This is a genomic window from Phocaeicola sp. HCN-40430 (assembly GCF_037890285.1).
Classification (GTDB): domain Bacteria; phylum Bacteroidota; class Bacteroidia; order Bacteroidales; family Bacteroidaceae; genus Phocaeicola; species Phocaeicola acetigenes.
In genome coordinates this window covers 114,597-132,979 of the sequence record NZ_JBBKBS010000006.1, presented here as the reverse complement: position 1 = coordinate 132,979, position 18,383 = coordinate 114,597, and the positions used below count along the sequence as shown (strand labels likewise).

The 18,383-nt window shown below is 41.7% G+C and carries 16 protein-coding genes and 1 riboswitch; of the genes, 8 read left to right on the top strand and 8 right to left on the bottom strand.

Annotation, left to right across the window (positions count from 1 at the left end; genetic code table 11):
• Positions 1 to 37: 37 nt before the first annotated feature.
• On the bottom strand, positions 38 to 1,615 hold the full coding sequence (gene nadB / locus WKU26_RS04485) for an L-aspartate oxidase (protein WP_269878723.1): 1,578 nt from the start codon (positions 1,613 to 1,615) through the stop codon (positions 38 to 40).
• Positions 1,616 to 1,762: 147 nt separating this feature from the next.
• On the opposite strand from nadB, the gene WKU26_RS04480 reads away from it, so the two are divergent.
• Genes WKU26_RS04480 through dacB form a run of 4 tightly spaced genes read left to right on the top strand, consistent with a single transcriptional unit; the run spans position 1,763 to position 5,353 of the window.
• Positions 1,763 to 2,167 carry a PH domain-containing protein gene (locus WKU26_RS04480; RefSeq protein WP_340321053.1) on the top strand — a complete coding sequence of 135 codons (405 nt, stop codon included), beginning with the start codon at positions 1,763 to 1,765 and terminating at the stop codon, positions 2,165 to 2,167.
• Positions 2,168 to 2,182: 15 nt separating this feature from the next.
• Positions 2,183 to 2,572, top strand: a complete 390-nt coding sequence (locus WKU26_RS04475; protein WP_340321052.1) for a hypothetical protein — start codon at positions 2,183 to 2,185, stop codon at positions 2,570 to 2,572.
• 22 nt (positions 2,573 to 2,594) lie between these two features.
• Positions 2,595 to 3,938 (top strand): dihydrolipoyl dehydrogenase, encoded by a 1,344-nt coding sequence (gene lpdA, locus WKU26_RS04470; protein ID WP_340321051.1) that lies wholly within the window; start codon positions 2,595 to 2,597, stop codon positions 3,936 to 3,938.
• A gap of 17 nt (positions 3,939 to 3,955) precedes the next feature.
• Positions 3,956 to 5,353 carry a D-alanyl-D-alanine carboxypeptidase/D-alanyl-D-alanine endopeptidase gene (dacB, locus tag WKU26_RS04465; protein ID WP_340321050.1) on the top strand — a complete coding sequence of 466 codons (1,398 nt, stop codon included), beginning with the start codon at positions 3,956 to 3,958 and terminating at the stop codon, positions 5,351 to 5,353.
• Between the two features lie 41 nt (positions 5,354 to 5,394).
• Here the strand turns inward: dacB and WKU26_RS04460 are convergent, their stop codons facing one another.
• From WKU26_RS04460 to WKU26_RS04445, 4 genes are all read right to left on the bottom strand, one after another.
• The gene (locus tag WKU26_RS04460) at positions 5,395 to 6,006 is read right to left on the bottom strand and encodes a polysaccharide deacetylase family protein (RefSeq protein ID WP_269878714.1); all 612 of its coding nucleotides are present in this window, start codon (positions 6,004 to 6,006) and stop codon (positions 5,395 to 5,397) included.
• A gap of 4 nt (positions 6,007 to 6,010) precedes the next feature.
• On the bottom strand, positions 6,011 to 9,343 hold the full coding sequence (locus WKU26_RS04455) for a DUF2723 domain-containing protein (RefSeq protein ID WP_340321049.1): 3,333 nt from the start codon (positions 9,341 to 9,343) through the stop codon (positions 6,011 to 6,013).
• A gap of 167 nt (positions 9,344 to 9,510) precedes the next feature.
• Positions 9,511 to 9,660 (bottom strand): hypothetical protein, encoded by a 150-nt coding sequence (locus tag WKU26_RS04450; protein ID WP_340321048.1) that lies wholly within the window; start codon positions 9,658 to 9,660, stop codon positions 9,511 to 9,513.
• The gene (locus WKU26_RS04445) at positions 9,661 to 10,362 is read right to left on the bottom strand and encodes a hypothetical protein (RefSeq protein ID WP_340321047.1); all 702 of its coding nucleotides are present in this window, start codon (positions 10,360 to 10,362) and stop codon (positions 9,661 to 9,663) included. It abuts the gene before it with no gap.
• Positions 10,363 to 10,631: 269 nt separating this feature from the next.
• Between WKU26_RS04445 and WKU26_RS04440 the strand changes: the two genes are divergently transcribed.
• On the top strand, positions 10,632 to 10,952 hold the full coding sequence (locus WKU26_RS04440) for a hypothetical protein (RefSeq protein WP_340321046.1): 321 nt from the start codon (positions 10,632 to 10,634) through the stop codon (positions 10,950 to 10,952).
• An 8-nt stretch (positions 10,953 to 10,960) separates the two neighbouring features.
• A complete protein-coding gene (locus WKU26_RS04435) occupies positions 10,961 to 12,625 on the top strand; it encodes a hypothetical protein (RefSeq protein WP_340321045.1) in 1,665 nt (554 codons plus the stop codon).
• 134 nt (positions 12,626 to 12,759) lie between these two features.
• On the opposite strand, the gene WKU26_RS04430 is transcribed toward WKU26_RS04435, so the two are convergent.
• The 3 genes from WKU26_RS04430 to WKU26_RS04420 form a co-directional block, all read right to left on the bottom strand.
• Complete coding sequence (locus WKU26_RS04430) at positions 12,760 to 13,077, bottom strand: type II toxin-antitoxin system RelE family toxin (protein ID WP_340321044.1); 318 nt, start codon at positions 13,075 to 13,077, stop codon at positions 12,760 to 12,762.
• Positions 13,074 to 13,331 carry a hypothetical protein gene (locus tag WKU26_RS04425; protein WP_278614445.1) on the bottom strand — a complete coding sequence of 86 codons (258 nt, stop codon included), beginning with the start codon at positions 13,329 to 13,331 and terminating at the stop codon, positions 13,074 to 13,076. Before WKU26_RS04425 ends, WKU26_RS04430 begins: the two co-directional genes overlap by 4 nt.
• 135 nt (positions 13,332 to 13,466) lie before the next feature.
• Positions 13,467 to 14,291, bottom strand: coding sequence for a hypothetical protein (locus tag WKU26_RS04420; RefSeq protein WP_340321043.1), 825 nt, complete (start codon positions 14,289 to 14,291; stop codon positions 13,467 to 13,469).
• A 931-nt stretch (positions 14,292 to 15,222) separates the two neighbouring features.
• Positions 15,223 to 15,423: riboswitch (cobalamin riboswitch) on the top strand.
• 233 nt (positions 15,424 to 15,656) lie between these two features.
• Between WKU26_RS04420 and WKU26_RS04415 the strand changes: the two genes are divergently transcribed.
• Positions 15,657 to 17,096 (top strand): DUF5074 domain-containing protein, encoded by a 1,440-nt coding sequence (locus tag WKU26_RS04415; protein ID WP_340321042.1) that lies wholly within the window; start codon positions 15,657 to 15,659, stop codon positions 17,094 to 17,096.
• 15 nt (positions 17,097 to 17,111) lie between these two features.
• Positions 17,112 to 18,371, top strand: a complete 1,260-nt coding sequence (locus WKU26_RS04410) for a DUF5074 domain-containing protein (RefSeq protein WP_340321041.1) — start codon at positions 17,112 to 17,114, stop codon at positions 18,369 to 18,371.
• The last annotated feature ends 12 nt before the right edge of the window (positions 18,372 to 18,383 follow it).

Genomic DNA, 18,383 nt, shown 5'->3' with positions numbered 1-18,383 from the left:
TTTTTATTATATAATCAGCAAGTAACAGCCCGATACATTAATCTTTCTTTTCCTTGTGTGGATAATCGATGGTATAATGTAGTCCACGGCTTTCTTTACGCTCCATAGCCTGACGTGTAATCAGATAACCCACATTAATCATATTACGAAGTTCGCAGATTTCTCTGGAAGCTTTTACGCGCTTAAACAGACGTTCTGTTTCTTCGTACAAGATATCAAGTCGGTTCCATGCACGTACCAGACGAAGATTACTTCGTACAATACCCACATACGATTCCATAATCTGATTCACCTCCTTCATACTTTGGGTAATCAGGATTCGTTCTTCTGTGCTGATTGTACCCTCATCATTCCACTCCGGAATATCGGTATTGAAATCATAGCGGTCGAACACACTCAGTGCATGCTGAGCTGCAGCTTCTGCATACACAATTGCTTCAATCAGTGAATTAGAAGCCAGTCGGTTTCCTCCATGCAATCCGGTACAAGAACATTCTCCCAATGCATACAAGCGTTTGATGCTGGACTGTCCATCCAAATCCACCTTAATACCTCCACACAAATAATGAGCAGCCGGAGCTACCGGTATATAATCTTTTGTAATATCGATTCCCAGGCTGAGACACTTCTTGTATATATTGGGGAAATGCTTTTTGGTCTCTTCCGGATCTTTATGCGTTACATCCAGATAGACATGATCATCTCCCCGCTGCTTCATTTCGCTGTCGATGGCACGCGCAACAATGTCTCGCGGAGCCAATGAAAGACGAGGATCGTATTTCTGCATGAACTCTTCTCCTGCCAGGTTCTTCAGAACGGCTCCATATCCTCTCATCGCTTCAGTAATCAAGAAGCTGGGACGATCTCCCGGATGATACAAGGCAGTAGGATGGAACTGGATAAACTCCATATCCTTGACAACTCCTTTGGCACGGTATACCATTGCGATGCCATCTCCGGTAGCAACCAGCGGATTGGTAGTATGAGTATACACTGCTTCACATCCCCCTGTAGCCATGACTGTCACGCGCGACAGGAAAGTATCTACCTCACCTGTTTTTTCGTTCAGTACATAGGCACCAAAACATTTGATTCCCGGTGTATGACGAGTAACAATAATACCCAAGTGATGCTGTGTGATGATTTCTACCGCATAGAAATTGCTGAATACAGTAATATTAGGATGTTGTTTTACCGCTTCAATCAAGCTGGTTTGTATTTCAGCTCCCGTATTGTCTTTATGATGTAAAATGCGGAACTCAGAATGTCCCCCTTCTTTATGCAAGTCAAACTCCCCATCTGGTTTTTTATCGAAATTTACTCCCCATTTGATAAGTTCATCTATTTGAGCAGGTGCATTTCGGACTACCTTCTCTACCGCTGCCGGATCACTGATCCAGTCGCCGGCTACCATTGTGTCATGAATGTGTTTTTCGAAATTATCTACCTTAAGATTGGTAACCGAGGCAATTCCTCCTTGTGCGTAGTAGGTATTGGCTTCTTCGAGCCCGGCTTTGCAGATCAGTGCAACCGAGCCTTTGTGCGCTACTTTCAGCGCAAAGCTCATTCCGGCAATTCCTGAACCGATAACGAGAAAATCGAATTTTCTTACCATAGCATTATGTATATATATTGTTGCAAAACTACAAAAAAACTGATACTGCTGTATGTGCTTCCTTTGTTTTTTCTAAAAGTATTCCGAATTGTATAGTTTTCGATGATAATTTGTTATCTTCACCCAATAAATCTCAATGTAGAAACAATGAACAGAACATTCCATTCTAAAGTCGATTGGTGGTACTGGTTGCTGATAATTGTGACCGCCTTTCTATTATTTGATTTCTTTTGGTTTCATTATACGCTTCTTACCCTTCTATTGTCGGTAGTCATGATTTTTGAAATAGAGATGCTGATTCATACCTGCTATATCGTAACGGGAGACGGTAAGCTGAAGATTGAAACCGGACGTTTTATTCCGAATTCCACCATCGAACTGAATTCCATCGTGGCCATACACGAAACAAAAGGATATTCTGTAGCCCCAGCCTTGTCTGTATCCCGTGTCGAGATTGTATACCGTCAGGGTGAAAAGAATCATACGGTACAGATTTCTCCTAAAAACAGCAGTGAATTTATCCGCTGGATACAGAAAAAAACAGAACAATAAGAATGGAGGTATACAATGGTACAAGTATTTAAAAGCCGTACAACTATATTTCAGATAACAGTCTTTGTGCTGGTGGTTGTAGTGTGTATACTTGTTCCATTGCTGGATGCTGCACACAGCTGGAGCTGTTTGGCGCTATTGACTCCGGTAATCTTATGGACAGACCGTTTTTTGACACGGATTGAGGTATACGAAAACGGAGACGTATGGATTCGTCGCGGATTTACCGGAATCACGAAACTGCACGGTATTCTACAGTTGAAATACGATTCGAAAAAATGGAAGAGCCAGCAAATCCTGCTGCATCACACAAAAGGATACTGTACTGTTGATCCGATGGACCGGAAAGCTTTCATTGCATACATGCAAAAAGTCAATCCGATGATGGAATACATTGAAAAATAGATTAACCTTAAAATAAACTAAGATGAAATACCAAGTAGCGATTATCGGTGGAGGGCCTGCAGGCTATACAGCAGCCGAAGCAGCCGGAAAGGCTGGTCTCAGTGTAGTTTTATTCGAGAAAAACAATGTAGGTGGAGTTTGTCTGAACGAAGGATGTATCCCCACTAAAACCTTGCTTTATTCTGCTAAGGTATTCGATTATGCCCGTCACGCTTCCAAATACGCTGTGCAAGTACCGGAGGCTTCATACGACCTGGCAAAGATTATTTCCCGTAAGTCGAAAGTGGTACGCAAACTGGTATTAGGAATCAAAGCCCGGCTTGCTGCCTGCAATGTGACATTGGTAACCGGAGAAGCACAGGTTGTCAATTCCCACACAGTACGTTGTGGTGAAGCCGAATACGAATGCGAGCATTTGCTTCTTTGTACCGGTAGCCAAACATTCATACCTCCTATTGCCGGTCTGGAAGAAACCGGATACTGGACACATCGTGATGCCCTCGACAATAAAGAACCCATCCATTCGCTTGTCATTGTGGGAGGAGGAGTCATCGGTATGGAGTTTGCTTCTTTCTTCAACAGTTTGGGTGTACAGGTTACCGTTATTGAAATGATGGAAGAAATTCTGGGCGGAATAGACCGTGAACTCGCTGCCTTGTTACGCACCGAATACACCAAACGCGGTGTAAAATTCCTGTTGAATACGAAAGTCACCGCATTCAGAAAAGACGAAACCGGTACCATCGTATCCTACGAAAATGCAGAAGGTACAGGTGATGTAACCACCGAGAAAGTCCTGATGAGTGTAGGACGCCGTCCGGTTACGCAAGGATTCGGACTGGAGAACCTGCAACTTGCTACCACCGAACGAGGAAACATACGTGTAGACGAATACATGCAGACTTCCGTACCGGGAGTTTATGTGTGTGGCGACTTGAACGGTACTTCCCTTCTGGCTCATACAGCCGTACGAGAGGCAGAAATCGCCATACACCATATTTTAGGCAAACAAGACCCGATGAGCTATCGTGCCATTCCGGGAGTTGTATACACCAATCCCGAAATAGCTTCTGTAGGAGCAACTGAAGAAGCTCTTCAGGCATCTGGCACCACCTATCGTGCCATTCGGCTCCCGATGACTTATTCAGGTCGTTTTGTAGCCGAAAATGAAGGCATGAACGGCTTTTGTAAAGTACTGGTCGACGAGAACGATGTGCTTTTAGGTGTACATCTTCTGGGAAATCCTTCGTCGGAACTGATAGTGCTGGCCGGTATGATGATAGAAGACAGAAGACGGTATTCCGACTGGAAAAAGTACGTGTTCCCTCATCCTACAGTAGGAGAAATATTCAGAGAAATAGACTAAATCTGTATAATAGCAATATGAAACGGGTACAGTGGACAATATTCATCTGGTTGTGTAGTCTGTGTGTGTTAAGCGCACAGACTCTTCGCGAACGTTTGGACGCATTGGTACAGTCTGATCCTGTGCTGCAAAGGTCGGAAGTCGGTATTACCGTGTTCGACCTGACTGAAGGAACCTCCCTTTATCAGTATCAGGCCGACAAACTATACCGTCCGGCTTCTACCGAGAAAGTCATTACAGCCGTTACCGCTCTGGCCCGCTTAGGAGAAAATCATTGTTTTCGTACCCACTTGTCCTATACCGGAACCCTTTGTCAAGACACATTGAAAGGCAATCTTTACGTGGCAGGAGGCTTCGATCCGGAATTTACGGAAGAAGACCTGGACCGTTTTGCACAAGCCGTATACGATGCCGGTATTCGTACGATAGAAGGAGACCTGATAGGCGATGTATCACTGACCGATTCCGTATACTGGGGACCGGGATGGTCGTGGGACGACACTCCGGAGTCTTTCCAACCTTATCTTTCCGCTTTGATGCTCAACCGGGGATGTGTAAAAATAACCGTTACCCCTCAGTCGAAAGGAGAGTCTCCCCAAGTAGAGGTTAATCCTGTATCCGATTATTATACAGTAGACAATCAGGCAAAAAGTTACGATGCGACCAGTGGAAAACTGCGTATTACCCGCGACTGGCTTCATAACGGGAACACCATCCGTATTTCGGGCAATGTCACCAGACAGACCACCCGTGTACTGAATCTGTACTCTTCCGAGAATTTCTTTCTGCAAACCTTCCGTTGTCGTCTGCGTGAAAAAGGAATTACCTTGCGTGCAGTATCAAAAGGCCTTTGTCCTTCAGATACCATTTCCCTTGCGGTATGCAGTCGTCCGATAGATGAAGTGCTGAAGCGCGCATTGAAAAAGAGCGATAACTTGTCGGCCGAAGCCCTGTTTCATCATGTCGGAATTCAGGAAGCCGATACACTCTATGTAGGGTTCGAGGAAAGCCAGGAAGCCATCTGCCGGTTTATGAAAGAAGAAATCGGTCATTTACCGGAGCGCTACCGGATTGTAGACGGAAGCGGAGTTTCCCTGTACAATTATGTGTCGCCGGCTTTGCTGCTCGCTTATCTGAAATACGCCTATTACCATGCACCGGTATTCCAGCCTTTTTACGAAGCTTTGCCGATAGCCGGAATCGACGGAACCCTTCAGGGGCGTATGAAAAAAGGAAAAGCCTTTCGCAATGTACGTGCCAAGACAGGCTCTGTGACTGGAGTAAGTTCGCTGGCAGGCTATGTACATGCTTCCAACGGTCACATGCTGGCCTTCGTCATTATCAACCAGAATGTGTTGAAATCCCGTGAAGCCCGTTCGTTTCAAGACAAAATATGCGAAATCTTAGCCCGTTGAGTCTCGCTAAGATTCCGCATATTCCTTTATAAACTATTTTTTCAGTCGAATACTTTAAACTGATATCCCTGTTCCAGCAACCACTCGATGGAGCGGGGCAATGCATACTTCAAGTTCTGTTCCGACTTCAATGAATCGTGGAAGGTTATGATAGAACCGTTCCTTGCATATTTCTTGACCTTTTCGAACACCTGTGGTCCGTTCAGTCTTTTGCTATAGTCGCGGGTAACCAAATCCCACATCACAATCCGGTATTTGCTTCTGAGTGTCCGATACTGTCCCCATCCCATGTGTCCGTGTGGCGGTCGGAACAGGTCCGTATGCAGATACTCGTCGGCCTTATCGGTATTTGCCAGATAACTTTGGCTCTTATACTCAAATCCGCGGATATGGTTGAACGTATGATTTCCTATCCGATGTCCGCGTTCTACCACTTTCCGATATTCAGCAGGATGTTTGCGCACATTGTCGCCCACCATGAAAAAGGTAGCCTTGATGTGATACTTATCCAGTAAGTCGAGTACCCATTCGGTTATTTCCGGAATCGGTCCGTCATCGAAAGTCAGATACACTGCTTTCTCCTTTTTATCCATACGCCATAAGGCGCGTGGATAAAGGAGGCGTATCAGTTCAGGAGGTTGTTCTATAAACATACGCTTATTGGGCTGGTGTGTTACTTCCTATTCGTTTTTCCAGTACAGAGTACAGCTGTTCAAACTTCTGTGCATAGTGCAAAGCCGATTTCACTTCTTTACCGTCTTTGGTCTTCAGCTCAGAAAGACTCTTGCACACATCATCCAATATATAGAAATTACGCATGCAGTTTTCGCTCGACGAAGCAAAGCGATTGTCGTCAAGGCTCAGGTACCACATGGCATATTCAGTCGCGTTGTTAGCCAGTTCATCATAAATCGCTTCAGCCTTTTCCGGATGTCCCAGTTTGGCGTAGCAGTCAGCCATTTCCTTCGAACTGCTGTACAGATAGTCGTGGCGTACGTTGCTGCTTGGTATCATCTTCTCGCAGTAATCCAGCACCTCAAGCGCCTTGTCGTTCTTGCCTTCTTTTATCAGCTGCGAAGCCAATGTCACAAACAGGCGGCGATGTGTATCACACATGCGCAATACCGTTTCGTCCAGATAGATACCCGGAGCATCGATACCTCCAAACTTAAACTTATGCATCAGGTTGTCGTACATCTTTTCAGTATCAATGTGTCTGCCCAGTTTGGCATTGTTGAACGGAGTGATGCGGTAAGCCAAGCCTTCCTGCAGGAAGTTGTTGGTCAGATTCAGATGATTGTCCGAACCTACCGTAATTGCCATATACATCGGGCGTTCCCAGTTGGTATTGGCAAGCATTTCCAGCATCATCAGCTCTGTTTTTGTCAGCATGCGTTTACCCTTCAGTGAGATAGTCATATAGTCTGGAATAGAATCCGGAATCAGCATATTCGAGCGTTTGATAGCCTCCTTGTCCAGTGTCATCACGATACTGTCTGTAGGAATCATCTGCAAACCGTCTTTCGGAGCACGTACCCAGTACTTCATGATATTCTTCAGTTCGTACGGATTTTCACCGAATTCCTTCTTTGCTTCTTCAGGATTCTGCTTGTAGAATCCTTCGATAGCCTTCATGGCCTCCGGACGTACATATACTATTTCATTATGTCCCGATACATAGTCGATACGATCCCAGTTGATAGGTACAGACGGAGAATCGTAAGCCGGACGGCGCATCTGGTCGATGTACCAGTCAGTCTGCAGGTAACTCAGGTTGCAGACACGCACATCGGTACGGAAACCTTCTGTTTCCTGGTTGTACCAGAGTGGGAATGTATCATTATCTCCGTTGGTGAAGAGAATCGGGTTACCTTCTGCCTGCACAGAGTTCAGATAATTCTGTCCGAAGTCGCGGCAAGTATATCGTCCGCTTCTGTCGTGGTCGTCCCATGTCTGGCTCACCATCTGTACCGGAACCAGCAGACAGACTACACTTGCCAATACCGATGCCGGGGTCTCTTTCATCTTCTTCCACAGATATTCGGAGATGGCTGCCACACCCAGACCAATCCAGATGGCAAAGGCATAGAACGAACCCGCATAAGCATAGTCGCGTTCGCGCACCTGTTGCGGCGACTGGTTCAGATAAAGAACGATAGCCAGTCCGGTCATGAAGAACAGGAAGAATACAATCCAGAACTGCTGGATACCTCTTTCTCCCTTATACGCCTGCCAGAACAGACCAATCAGTCCCAGAATAAGCGGCAGACAGTAGAACACATTATGTCCCTTGTTGTTTTTCAGTTCACTAGGCAGCAGACTTTGGTCGCCTACCAGATAATTATCGATAAACGGAATACCGGTAATCCAGTTACCATGTTCTATCTCGCCCTGTCCCTGTATATCATTCTGTCGTCCGGCAAAGTTCCACATAAAGTAGCGCCAGTACATAAAGTTCAGCTGATAAACAAAGAAGAACTTGATATTCTCCCACTGGGTAGGAATCTTCAGCATCACCACTTCTCCTGCCTGGTCGTAAGGCACCTGACGGCCTTCTACACCGCCCAGCCAGCTTTCGTAGGCCGCTGCATGATCCGAACTCCACATACGTGGGAACAGCATATTCTGTGCATACTTATATTCTGTTTTGTGGCGGACTATTTCGTAGCTGTCTTTTTCGTCGGGACGCTCTTTCTCTTTACGCTGATAAACCGGAGCTCCTTCTACCACATCGTACATATAACTGCCGTTTTCTTCCTTGATGGCCGGTTTCGAAGCATAAGTCTGACCGTAGAACAACGGACGTGTACCATACTGCTCGCGGCCCAAGTATTCACCCAGTGTAAAGATATCCTCCGGTGAGTTCTGGTCCATCGGTGTATTGGCAGTAGAACGGATGACAATCAGTGCATACGAAGAATAACCTACAACCATCATCATCATACACAAGAGTGCAGTATTCAGCGTGCGGGCGCTGACACGGAACTTCTCGCTCAAATCGGCAAAAAGATACAGTCCGATAAGAACTAATGCAACCACACCAATCAGTATGCTGCTCCATCCATGTCCGTAGAACGGAATACCCAGCAAGGCGATGGTAGTCAGGAAAGAGATGTTCATCCGCTTGCGGCTTACTGCCACATAGCTTTCGTATACACCCCAGATAATGCTGGCTGCAAGAATAATGATGTAGACAATCAGTCCGGTATTAAACGAGAATCCCAGGCTGTTGACAAAGAACAGTTCGAACCATCCTCCTACCTTCACGATACCCGGTACGATACCGTACAGCACTGCTACAATCAGTATCATAGAGCCGAAGAGAGCCAGGAGGCTTCCTTTCAGATTGGCATTAGGATTCTTTTTATAGTAATATACCAGTACGATGGCAGGGATACAAAGCAGGTTGAGCAGATGCACACCGATGGAAAGACCTGTCAGATAGGCAATCAGCACCAGCCAGCGGTCGCTGTGTGCCTCGTGTGCCCGGTTTTCCCATTTCAGTATCAGCCAGAATACCAGTGCGGTAAACAGGCTGGAGTATGCATACACTTCTCCTTCTACAGCACTGAACCAGAACGTATCGCTCCATGTGTAAGCCAGTGCACCTACCAGACCGGAACCCATGATGGTAATCATCTTTCCGGTTGTCATTTCCTCGTCTTTGGGGCAAATCAGTTTCTTGGCCAGATGCGTGATGCTCCAGAAGAGGAAAAGAATACAGGCGGCACTCATCAGTGCACTCATGATGTTCACCATCATAGCCACTTGCGACGGGTCGCTTGCAAACTGGCTGAACAGGTTGGCTGTCAGCATAAAGAAAGGAGCACCAGGCGGGTGTCCTACTTCCAGTTTATATCCACTTGTGATAAATTCGGGACAGTCCCAAAAGCTGGCAGTCGGCTCAATGGTCATGCAGTAGGTAAACGCTGCAATGGCAAAGGCAAGCCATCCCACCAGATTGTTGATTTTGTTGTACTGCTGTTTCATGTAAACTATTTTGTATGCTTGTTTGTATTCAATAGTCGCAAAGATACGAAATAGTTGTCATACAGCATTTATTTTGTTTTCTGAATCAGCGGTGATACGTTTTTTTAACGGATGAAGGAGAATACAACAACGATTTATTGCTTTGTGTGGCTTTATAAATACAATTATTAGTTTGTAAACTCATTCACATCCAGCAGACAGATGTTCAGTTCGTCCCTGTGTACGATTACGGATTTATCCATCCATCGGTCGATTTGTCGTTCTTCATCTATGTATCTTACTTTGAATGTAGCTTCACTGGAGTAACTATCACACATCTATGTAGGATACGGGATTCTGTTTTGTAAGGTAAAAGGAAGGATACACTCTTGTTCCTGCGGTGTAAGGGAAAACTGTTTGTCCATCTCGTTCATTTGTATTTCAAACCTACCTCGTGAAAGGTTATAGGCAAAGAAGCGGATGTATCCATTGTATTTAAATGTGGTAAAAGTATGCTCCTTCTCTTTCTCTTTGTATGCAAGAGCATCATGACTTACATAAATGTCGTAGGGATAGCTTGATATAGGTAGTAGACTTTCCCGAAATCCATTTACTTCCATTGTAGTATCACAATAGATAAATTCATTGGTAACGGGGCAGTTTTCTATTTTCCCGTTACCGTGTATGGTGAATAAGTCTCCATAATTCCCATTTTCATCGTGTGAGCATCGTTGTTTACCATAGGGTACAACGGTTGTATTTGCCCAGTACTGTCGGTTGGCATCGCGTCGTACAATTGCTTTACTTAGGTCATCAAATAGTCCATAGGCATAGGTTTTCCTGTTCTCCAATCGTACAGTAATTCCGTATAGTGTATTTTCATCTTGCAGGATGTTTTCACCATAATCAATAGTAAGCTCTCCTTGAATTTGGGTGAGAGAAGTTTCCATATAGTTTGGCTCATTACACGGGTTGTTATCGTCTTTACATGCCCATAGCATAAAAGGTACGAATAATAATATAAGTGCTTTCAGTTTCATAGATTTGTAGTTTTTAATTTGATTGCAAGGTAGATAAAGGTTTTGAAATAGAAAAATCGGATGCTTGGTTTAACGCGAAAGTTTTTCAATTTATCTATAAAGATCTTATCAAAAAAAGATTTCTATTTTTATTATTAAAACTTTTAGTAAAGAGCATTAATTGTTCTTGTGAAAAGAAATATGATAAATTATTAAAAAATAAGAGCAATGATTGAAAATTTATTTTTTTTACTATTTTTGCTTTAAATTAATAAAAATAAATCATTTCTATGAAACTTAAGAATTTACTTTTTACGACGGTAATATGTAGTTTATCGTTTATTTTATCCGCATGTGATAATGAAGATTTTCCTCCTTCTATGGCAGAATTGAATATTGAAAAATTACAAGGTTATCATGCTGATAAAGTATATATAATATATGAAAAAATAGGCTTTTCTAAAGAAGCTATTGAAGTGAAAGATTATCACATAGAATCTCCTTATTTGATCGTTACATCAATCTATGATTATGTTTATAGTATAGATATGAACAATGTTGTAGCTTTTCAATACGACAATTTTGATAATAGTGTAACAATTTGGTTTTAAATAATATTATGAATAAGTTATTATATATCATTTGTTCGGCAGCATTATTAATGTCTTGTTCCGATTTAGATGTATTGGATGAATTGGAGCCATCTATGAGTTCTTCTCGATCAAGAGTTTCAACTGTGACAACATCACCGACTTTTGATTGGGAAAGTTCGTCAAGTATTTCACTGGTAAATGTAAATGAAAATGTAATATTACCGTGGTATTCTGGTGCTATAGCGAATATTCCTTCATATATATTAAAGGATTATACGGTTGCAGATGGATGGAAAATGGTATACAACACATGCTCACCATCAGCTAATGCACAGGATGATAAATACTATTTGCTATTCTATAATATTTTCAGCGGAAAATTGAGAGGATTCGTATATAATAAAAATAATGTTACGTCAGGTAGTGATACTTATTGGCAGTTTACTTTCAATGAAGGTACGGCTCTGTTGAATGATATCAGCGACCTTACGTTACCGGCAAACGAAATCACCGATAATCGTGAAATGTTAGTGTTTAATATAACTAATACGCCAACAAAGGCATTGTCACGGGGTTGGAATTCCTTTGAAGCTGATTTATTAGTTTATGATCCTTCTTCTGCAAGCAAAAACATAGCTTTTAGCTTAAGTGCATTTGATATAAAATATGAAAATTTGGTAATTAACGGAGAATCTTATTCACAGTCTGTAGGAACAATGATTACAACCACGAACGTTACTACTTTAAAAACCCCAGATGCTTTGAACAAAGGTGTAAATTATTTAGCTGATAAAGCGCAGAAGAAGTTTGAAAAGATTTTTGATGAAAACACAAATTCACGTGGATTATTGTCTTCAACAGTTGGTTCAATAATAAAGGCTGGAGGAAATTTTTTAGTAAAAAAGTTCTTTGGTCGCCAATCAACATCTACTACGACAAACACAAGTGATATTAAGATACAAACTACATCTAAAATCAATTTAAAAGGGGCAATAACAAGCCAACAGCAATCGAATATATCACCTATTTCACAATTGATGTTACCAGGAACTACACCAACTCCTCAGGATGTATTTTTACCTTCTTATAACAATTTGTTGGGTGTATGGAATGTAAGCAGTGCTCCTAAAGTTACAGCTACAAGTTATGATTGGATGTACCCTATATTATCTCCTTCAAGTAGAAATACTGTACCAAATAAAATGACAGGGAATATGGGGATAAGAACTGTTTACGAATTAACAGATTGCCCTGTGCAAATAAATCCTGCGATACAGGATTATATTGATAAATATGAAGTGTCAACAAAATTACTATATATAAAAGAAGGTGTAGGAAATAGACCTAATCAAATAATTAATGTTCCTAACTCACAAGTAGGAGAAACATATTACAGGATGGTTCCTGAATATGAATTTTATTCAAAGCAAGACAGTTTGTATGTCCTTTCTTCTAATTCTGTTTTTAGCCGGATTATTATACAGAATTTGGATTATGGTATAGTTGAGAAAACTCATGCGGAGGCTCGCCCTTATATCACGACAGGGGTTAAAAGGAATGATATTTGGTGGACAGATTCAGATAAAGTTTATGTAAAAGTAACTGTTACTCTTTATCCTAAAGAGCCATACAACACAACCCCTATTGTTACTACTAGAACCTTTGAGCCTGTTTTTATAGATAATAAGTGATTAGAAGACAGATACTAAAAGAAAAATGGTAACTTTGTGAAAGAATCAAAAGTCGGTTAAATGGAAAGGGTTCGGCGTTATACCGAACTCTTTCTATTAAAGGATATTTAAACTGTCCAATTTTTGAGATCACTTCACTTTGAGATGGCTTTTTTATCGTTTCTTTTCAGATTCTTTTCCATCTTCTTGTCGTATGCCTGACCTCTGGGTACCAGATAGAGAAACATTACGCAGTCATCCACTATCTGTACATGATAGCTGAAGAAGGCACGGTAACTGCCTATCCTCAGACGGTAGATAAACTCAAAATCCACCAGCTTCTTGCAGTCCGTCAGTTCTTCAATGCTCCCGGAATTGATAACTTCTTGTACCGAATTACGCACTGAATCCAGCATCTTCCCTGAGAGCTTGCGGACTGCCTTTTCAAACTCCTTTGAAAATTCAACCCTCATTTCTCAACCACTCCCAGCCAGTCCATAAATTCCTTGCGCTCGTTCTTCTCCAGCTTCACCTTTCCTTCCGGATATTTTTCGGACATATAGCGGTATGCTTCGCTGTCGTCGTATTCTTCCGCTGTCTTGTCGAGCAGACTTTCGATCAGCTTCTTCAGGTTTGTGCCCTGGCGTGCTGCCATGACCGAAAGAGCCTTGAAAGTGTCCTCCTTCAGGTCGATTATCTTTTTCTTGTATGTTACTGTTGCTTCCATAATTCCGTCTTTTCTGCAAATATATAATATATATATAATATATACAATGTATATTGAACTTTCTTAAACACGTATCCCGTTTTTCAGCATTTCCTCGCGCACAAGCTCCGTTTCGACTAAGCGACTTTCATGTGATTAAAGTTCTACATCTATCTTTTGTATTTTCCCACGTTCCAATTTAAGCGAATAAACAATATCATAAGGTTTATTAGTCATGGAGATACGTAACTCATCATTTAAAAAACAATTGTCGGGTAACCAATTGTTTTTTGTTTCCCAAATAAGGGAGCAATCAATTTTTTGTTCTTCTTTACGATTTATATAAAATATTTCATTTTCTTCGAAATGATTGAGGTAGTAAAAGATTGCATCAACTTCAGCAATAGCTTCTTCATCATATGATAGTAGGATTGTGCTGAACATTCTTTTCATATCAAGCGTAATTATATGTTCCGATGAAGGGGTGTATAGAGGGATATGTCCTGCATATATTTTATAAGGATAGGTATATAGTGGGCATTCCAGTTGCCAGAAATGTACTTCGTTGTCGTAGATGAAATTTTCTTCTACATTACTACATTGGCGTTTTCCTTCAGAATTTATTTTGTTGAGCCAGAAGATATCTGTAATTCCGAGACAACCATTTAATGAAACGGGTATTTTCTCTCTTCCATCTGGTACAAGCATAGCTCTAATGATGTACTGCTCGTTTGGGTATAGTTTGATTTTAGGGCTATCAATATCATCAAACAGACCATATGCATAAGGCGTTCCGTCTGCATGCAGTACTTCGATACCAATGTAATCCATAAATTCTTCAAATTGAGGGTAATCTTCTGCCCATTCTCCGGTCAGTTGGAAGGTTGCTTCCACATAGTCCTTGGCCGGACATTGTTCCTCGTCTTTGCACGACCATAACAGCAAAGGGAAAAACAGTAAAAAGAGTGATGTCTGTTTCATAAGTCTGATGATTTAGAACTAATTTAAAAGATAAGAAAAAGAATTGACAATCAGTTTTCTTTATCTCTTTTTAACGGTATATTTGACCAATATTTATCCGGTTTTAGCTTGAGTTTGTAAACTCATTCACGTCCAGCAAAAAGATGTTCAGTTCGTCCCTGTGTCTGTATGCGATTACGGATTTATCCATCCATCGGTCGATTGATCGTTTTTCGATTACGTATCTGCTTTTTCTTGAAAAATAAAATGTTTTGAAAATCCGGTTTTCTCTTTCATAAAGTCTGATTTTTCAGTTTTTCGCTAACTGATACTTTTGTAATTTAATAAATTTTAACAGGCAAAAAAGAGGAAATAAATCAAAAAAAGGACTGTATACATGCTTTATAACATGTATTTAGGGGATGAAACAAAGGAAAAAAGGACTCGTAAAAGAGGGTTTTGATACTTGTATCGGTGGGTGACGATACTTGTATCGTGAGCTTACGCTATTAGTAACACATGCCAACGGTATTAATAGTGTAAAAAAGGGGATTAAAAGAGGTTTTTATTCCTGTTTTTAGCAGAGTGGAGTGTTTTTTCTTCTCTTTTACAAGATGTATATTCGGGTGATAAAAAGATGTGATTCTTGTCGTGTGAGAAGATATTTGTTGTGTAATGCATATGTATTGTGTGACCTGTACGGATAGATAGTGAATTTTCTGTCTTTTTGTGTTTGGGTATACCCCCAAAAAAGTGGAAATTTGCAACCGGACTTGCCTTTGAGTCTAAAAAGGCTTGTTTTAGGGGACTTGAATTGACATTTTGATAAATGTATATTCCGCTGAAGTGAGACACTTTCATTTTGTCATTTTACGAAAGAATCGGGAAGAGAAAAATATCAATGGGGGCTTTATTTGTCCGATTAAGCTTTTGTGTATATCCAAAATATTATATCTTTGTTGCCGGAAATGGTTCCGTGTGTCTGTTCGGACAAGCGGATTAAAAGGGAATCAGGTGAAATTCCTGAACAGTCCCGCTGCTGTAAGCTCCTTCAACTCTTCGGAAATAGCTTATGCCACTGATAACTGAACAATATCGGGAAGGCTCCGGAGAGGGGGTAAGTCAGAAGACCTGCCATCGTACAAATTTAACTGCACTCGTGGGATAGGCAGTTAAGACTGAATGTATACAATTAATTTTATCAGGTAGGTGTGACCGGAAATTTCTGGTCTTCGTGCTGCTGTGTGTATTTCTGACAGGGAATACTGTATGCCTGTGTGTACAAAACAGGCGGGATGGCTTGTGCTGATTATTGCCGGCGATTTTGGAGGATTGATTGTGTAATGTCATTTTTTATAAAAACAGATTTTTATAAATAATAGTATTATGAATTTTATTGGATTTGCAAGAAAAGCCGTCCTTATGGGGCTTATGGTATGCATTGCCCTGTGTATGGGGGCTTGTTCGTCGGAAAATGGTACTGCAGGAGCAGGAGCCTTGAAGTTTGATTTACACATTGTGCAGGAGGGTACTGATCCTTTGTTTGTGGTGCCGGGACAGGATATGGTGCTGGAATATTCGGGAGAAAATATACAGACGATAGAAGTGGGAAAGCTGTCGGCCGGATGGACTGCAGAAGTGGATTATGAAGCATCTAAAATTGTACTGAATGCTACTGCTGAGGCTGAGAAAGAAGCGAAAATTGAATTTAAGGCGAAAGGTGGAGATGGTGCAGAGCAGGTAAAAGAGCTGAGCTTTTATAACCTGAATTCGTTTAATGATCCGAACGGGGCTTTTGTGCTGAATGAGGGAAATATGACTACAGAGAATGGTTCGTTGGGATATATTACTCCGGAAGGTTATGTGATTGGTGATGCATATAAACTGGTGAATGGTACCGAACTGGGAAATGTATCGCAGGATATGGCGTTCTACAACGGGAAGATTTATGTCATATCGCAGAATGGAAACAAAAATGCGGTGGGAGAGTTATTCGAGAATGATGGCACGCTTGTGGTAATGGATGCGAAAACGTTGAAAAAAGAAGTGACTTTTTCTAGAAATCAGTTGGAAGGACTGGACTGGCCTACACATATCGCTGTTCTTGATGAGAACCATATATATATTCGGGATAATAAAGGGGTGTATCGTCTGGATATGGGAACGGGAAGAATTTCTTTTGTAAAAGGTTCCGACGGAGCTCCTAAGTCTCGTTTTGTGGTAATGGGAGGTAAGGTGTATACATTCCAGAATAAAAACTATATGTGCAATATCCTTGAAATCTCACCGGAATCGGATAGTGTTTCTAAGATAAGTTTGCCTTATTCGGCTCCTTATAAGAGTTTGTATAGTATTGAGAAAGCCGGTGAGGGGGATGTATGGCTTACTGCGACTGGATTTGGTAAATATTATGTGGCTAAGTTTAATCTGGCTACTAAAGAGCTGGACTCTCGGGAAATTGGTTCGGAACCGAATGTGGGAAGTGCTGGGGTGTCTTTCTGTGTAAAAGATAATATGATTTATTATGCCAATGGCACTACACTGTATCGTATGAAGTTTGATGAGGCTGCCGGAGAGGAACCGGGTGAGGAGGAAATGCTTTGCGATCTTAATCTGCTTGATAGTAATGCAGGACTGTTGTATAACGGACTGGCTGTTCATCCGGTGACGGGACATGTATATGCAAACTCTATCAAATCGTTCCCCTTGTTTACTACAAATCAGATCTGGGTATTCGATTTTGAGACCAGCGTAGACTCTCCGTTTGCCAAATATGAGAATTATACACATTTCCCGGCAGGAGTCTTTTTTTATTCTGAAAATTAATTTATTGTATTGGTTATGAAGAAGTTATTTTATCGTGTTTGGGCTGTATGCATGCTGGCTGTAGCAGTATCGGGATGTTCTGATGATTTGTCGGAGGGTAATTCCGGCGAAGGTGGAAAAGAGGAAATCTTGGGCGGTTATGCCGACCCGAAAGGGGTGATGATATTGAACCAGGGAGCTCCCTCTTCGCAAAATAGTTCTCTGACTTTCATTACTCCGGAAGGTGAAGTGGAGGATAATGTGTACCGTAAGGTAAATGGCTCGGCTTTTGGAAATTATGCGGAGGATTTATGGATGTATAACGGTAAGTTCTATATCGTAAGTGACGGGCTTTTTGAACCTAATGGGGAGAAAACCGATGGTGAACTGGTGATTGTGGATGCTGTAACGTTGAAACTTGAAAAGGCTTATCAGATAGAAGATTTGAAGTTCCCTCGGCCGGAAGGAAGTCTGGAGGAAGATGAAATGCTTTCGCTAAGTACTCCTTTTTCCAATATTGCTGTATTGGATGAGAAGAATGTATTTTTTGCCGAAGGACAGGGAATGTTCCGCTTTGATACTACTACGGGAGAGCTGAATCTTATTGAAGGGGCTTATAATTTTGGTAACCAGGGAGGAACTATTGAAGAAGTAGCTTCAACAAGGGGTATCTTGAGAGTGGGAGACTGCCTGTATTGTGGGGGTGGAGGTTTCTGGCAAACTACAAGATTGTTTGAGTTTGCCAAAGATAAGAATGAGGTGAATAGGGTTTTGCCTGATTTGAATGGTGATTTTATTAGTGGAATCTGCCAGACGGGCGAACGTGAGGTGATGCTTGCTACTTGTGGAAGAGGGGGAGAAAAGAAGTCTTACCTTATTTTTGTCGACCTCGACAGCTGGAAGGTAGTGAAAGAGGTGAAGATTGCGGAGGATATTTCTGCTGAATTCTTTAATGATTCGGGAATTACAAAGGCTGGAAATTACATTTATTATGCAGCCGGAGGAACGACTATCCGTCGTTTGTCGCTCGAAACCTGGAAAGCGGAGGATTGTATCGATGTGCTGAAAGATGCGCCCGAAGGGATTCATCTGAACTGTAATGTGACTGCAGATCCTTCTAATCAGTATTTGTATGTGGCTGTATCGGATAAATACAGTGAATCGGAAATTCCTACCTGTAATTATTTGCTGATTTATGATTGTAGTGGAGCAAAACCGGTATTGGTGAATAAGATTGTGAATAAGACAAGTTATCCGATAGGAATATATCCGATGAATAAGTTTTACAATAAATAAAGATACGGGGTA

Excerpts from the sequence above, each read along its gene's own strand:
- WKU26_RS04430 (WP_340321044.1), bottom strand. The coding sequence starts at position 13,077 with ATGAGGGTTGAATTTTCAAAGGAGTTTGAAAAGGCAGTCCGCAAGCTC.
- WKU26_RS04475 (WP_340321052.1), top strand. The coding sequence starts at position 2,183 with ATGGTACAAGTATTTAAAAGCCGTACAACTATATTTCAGATAACAGTC.
- WKU26_RS04455 (WP_340321049.1), bottom strand. The coding sequence starts at position 9,343 with ATGAAACAGCAGTACAACAAAATCAACAATCTGGTGGGATGGCTTGCC.
- WKU26_RS04440 (WP_340321046.1), top strand. The coding sequence starts at position 10,632 with ATGAAACTTAAGAATTTACTTTTTACGACGGTAATATGTAGTTTATCG.
- nadB (WP_269878723.1), bottom strand. The coding sequence starts at position 1,615 with ATGGTAAGAAAATTCGATTTTCTCGTTATCGGTTCAGGAATTGCCGGA.
- WKU26_RS04450 (WP_340321048.1), bottom strand. The coding sequence starts at position 9,660 with ATGTGTGATAGTTACTCCAGTGAAGCTACATTCAAAGTAAGATACATA.
- lpdA (WP_340321051.1), top strand. The coding sequence starts at position 2,595 with ATGAAATACCAAGTAGCGATTATCGGTGGAGGGCCTGCAGGCTATACA.
- WKU26_RS04480 (WP_340321053.1), top strand. The coding sequence starts at position 1,763 with ATGAACAGAACATTCCATTCTAAAGTCGATTGGTGGTACTGGTTGCTG.
- dacB (WP_340321050.1), top strand. The coding sequence starts at position 3,956 with ATGAAACGGGTACAGTGGACAATATTCATCTGGTTGTGTAGTCTGTGT.
- WKU26_RS04460 (WP_269878714.1), bottom strand. The coding sequence starts at position 6,006 with ATGTTTATAGAACAACCTCCTGAACTGATACGCCTCCTTTATCCACGC.
- WKU26_RS04410 (WP_340321041.1), top strand. The coding sequence starts at position 17,112 with ATGAAGAAGTTATTTTATCGTGTTTGGGCTGTATGCATGCTGGCTGTA.
- WKU26_RS04445 (WP_340321047.1), bottom strand. The coding sequence starts at position 10,362 with ATGAAACTGAAAGCACTTATATTATTATTCGTACCTTTTATGCTATGG.
- WKU26_RS04435 (WP_340321045.1), top strand. The coding sequence starts at position 10,961 with ATGAATAAGTTATTATATATCATTTGTTCGGCAGCATTATTAATGTCT.
- WKU26_RS04420 (WP_340321043.1), bottom strand. The coding sequence starts at position 14,291 with ATGAAACAGACATCACTCTTTTTACTGTTTTTCCCTTTGCTGTTATGG.
- WKU26_RS04425 (WP_278614445.1), bottom strand. The coding sequence starts at position 13,331 with ATGGAAGCAACAGTAACATACAAGAAAAAGATAATCGACCTGAAGGAG.
- WKU26_RS04415 (WP_340321042.1), top strand. The coding sequence starts at position 15,657 with ATGAATTTTATTGGATTTGCAAGAAAAGCCGTCCTTATGGGGCTTATG.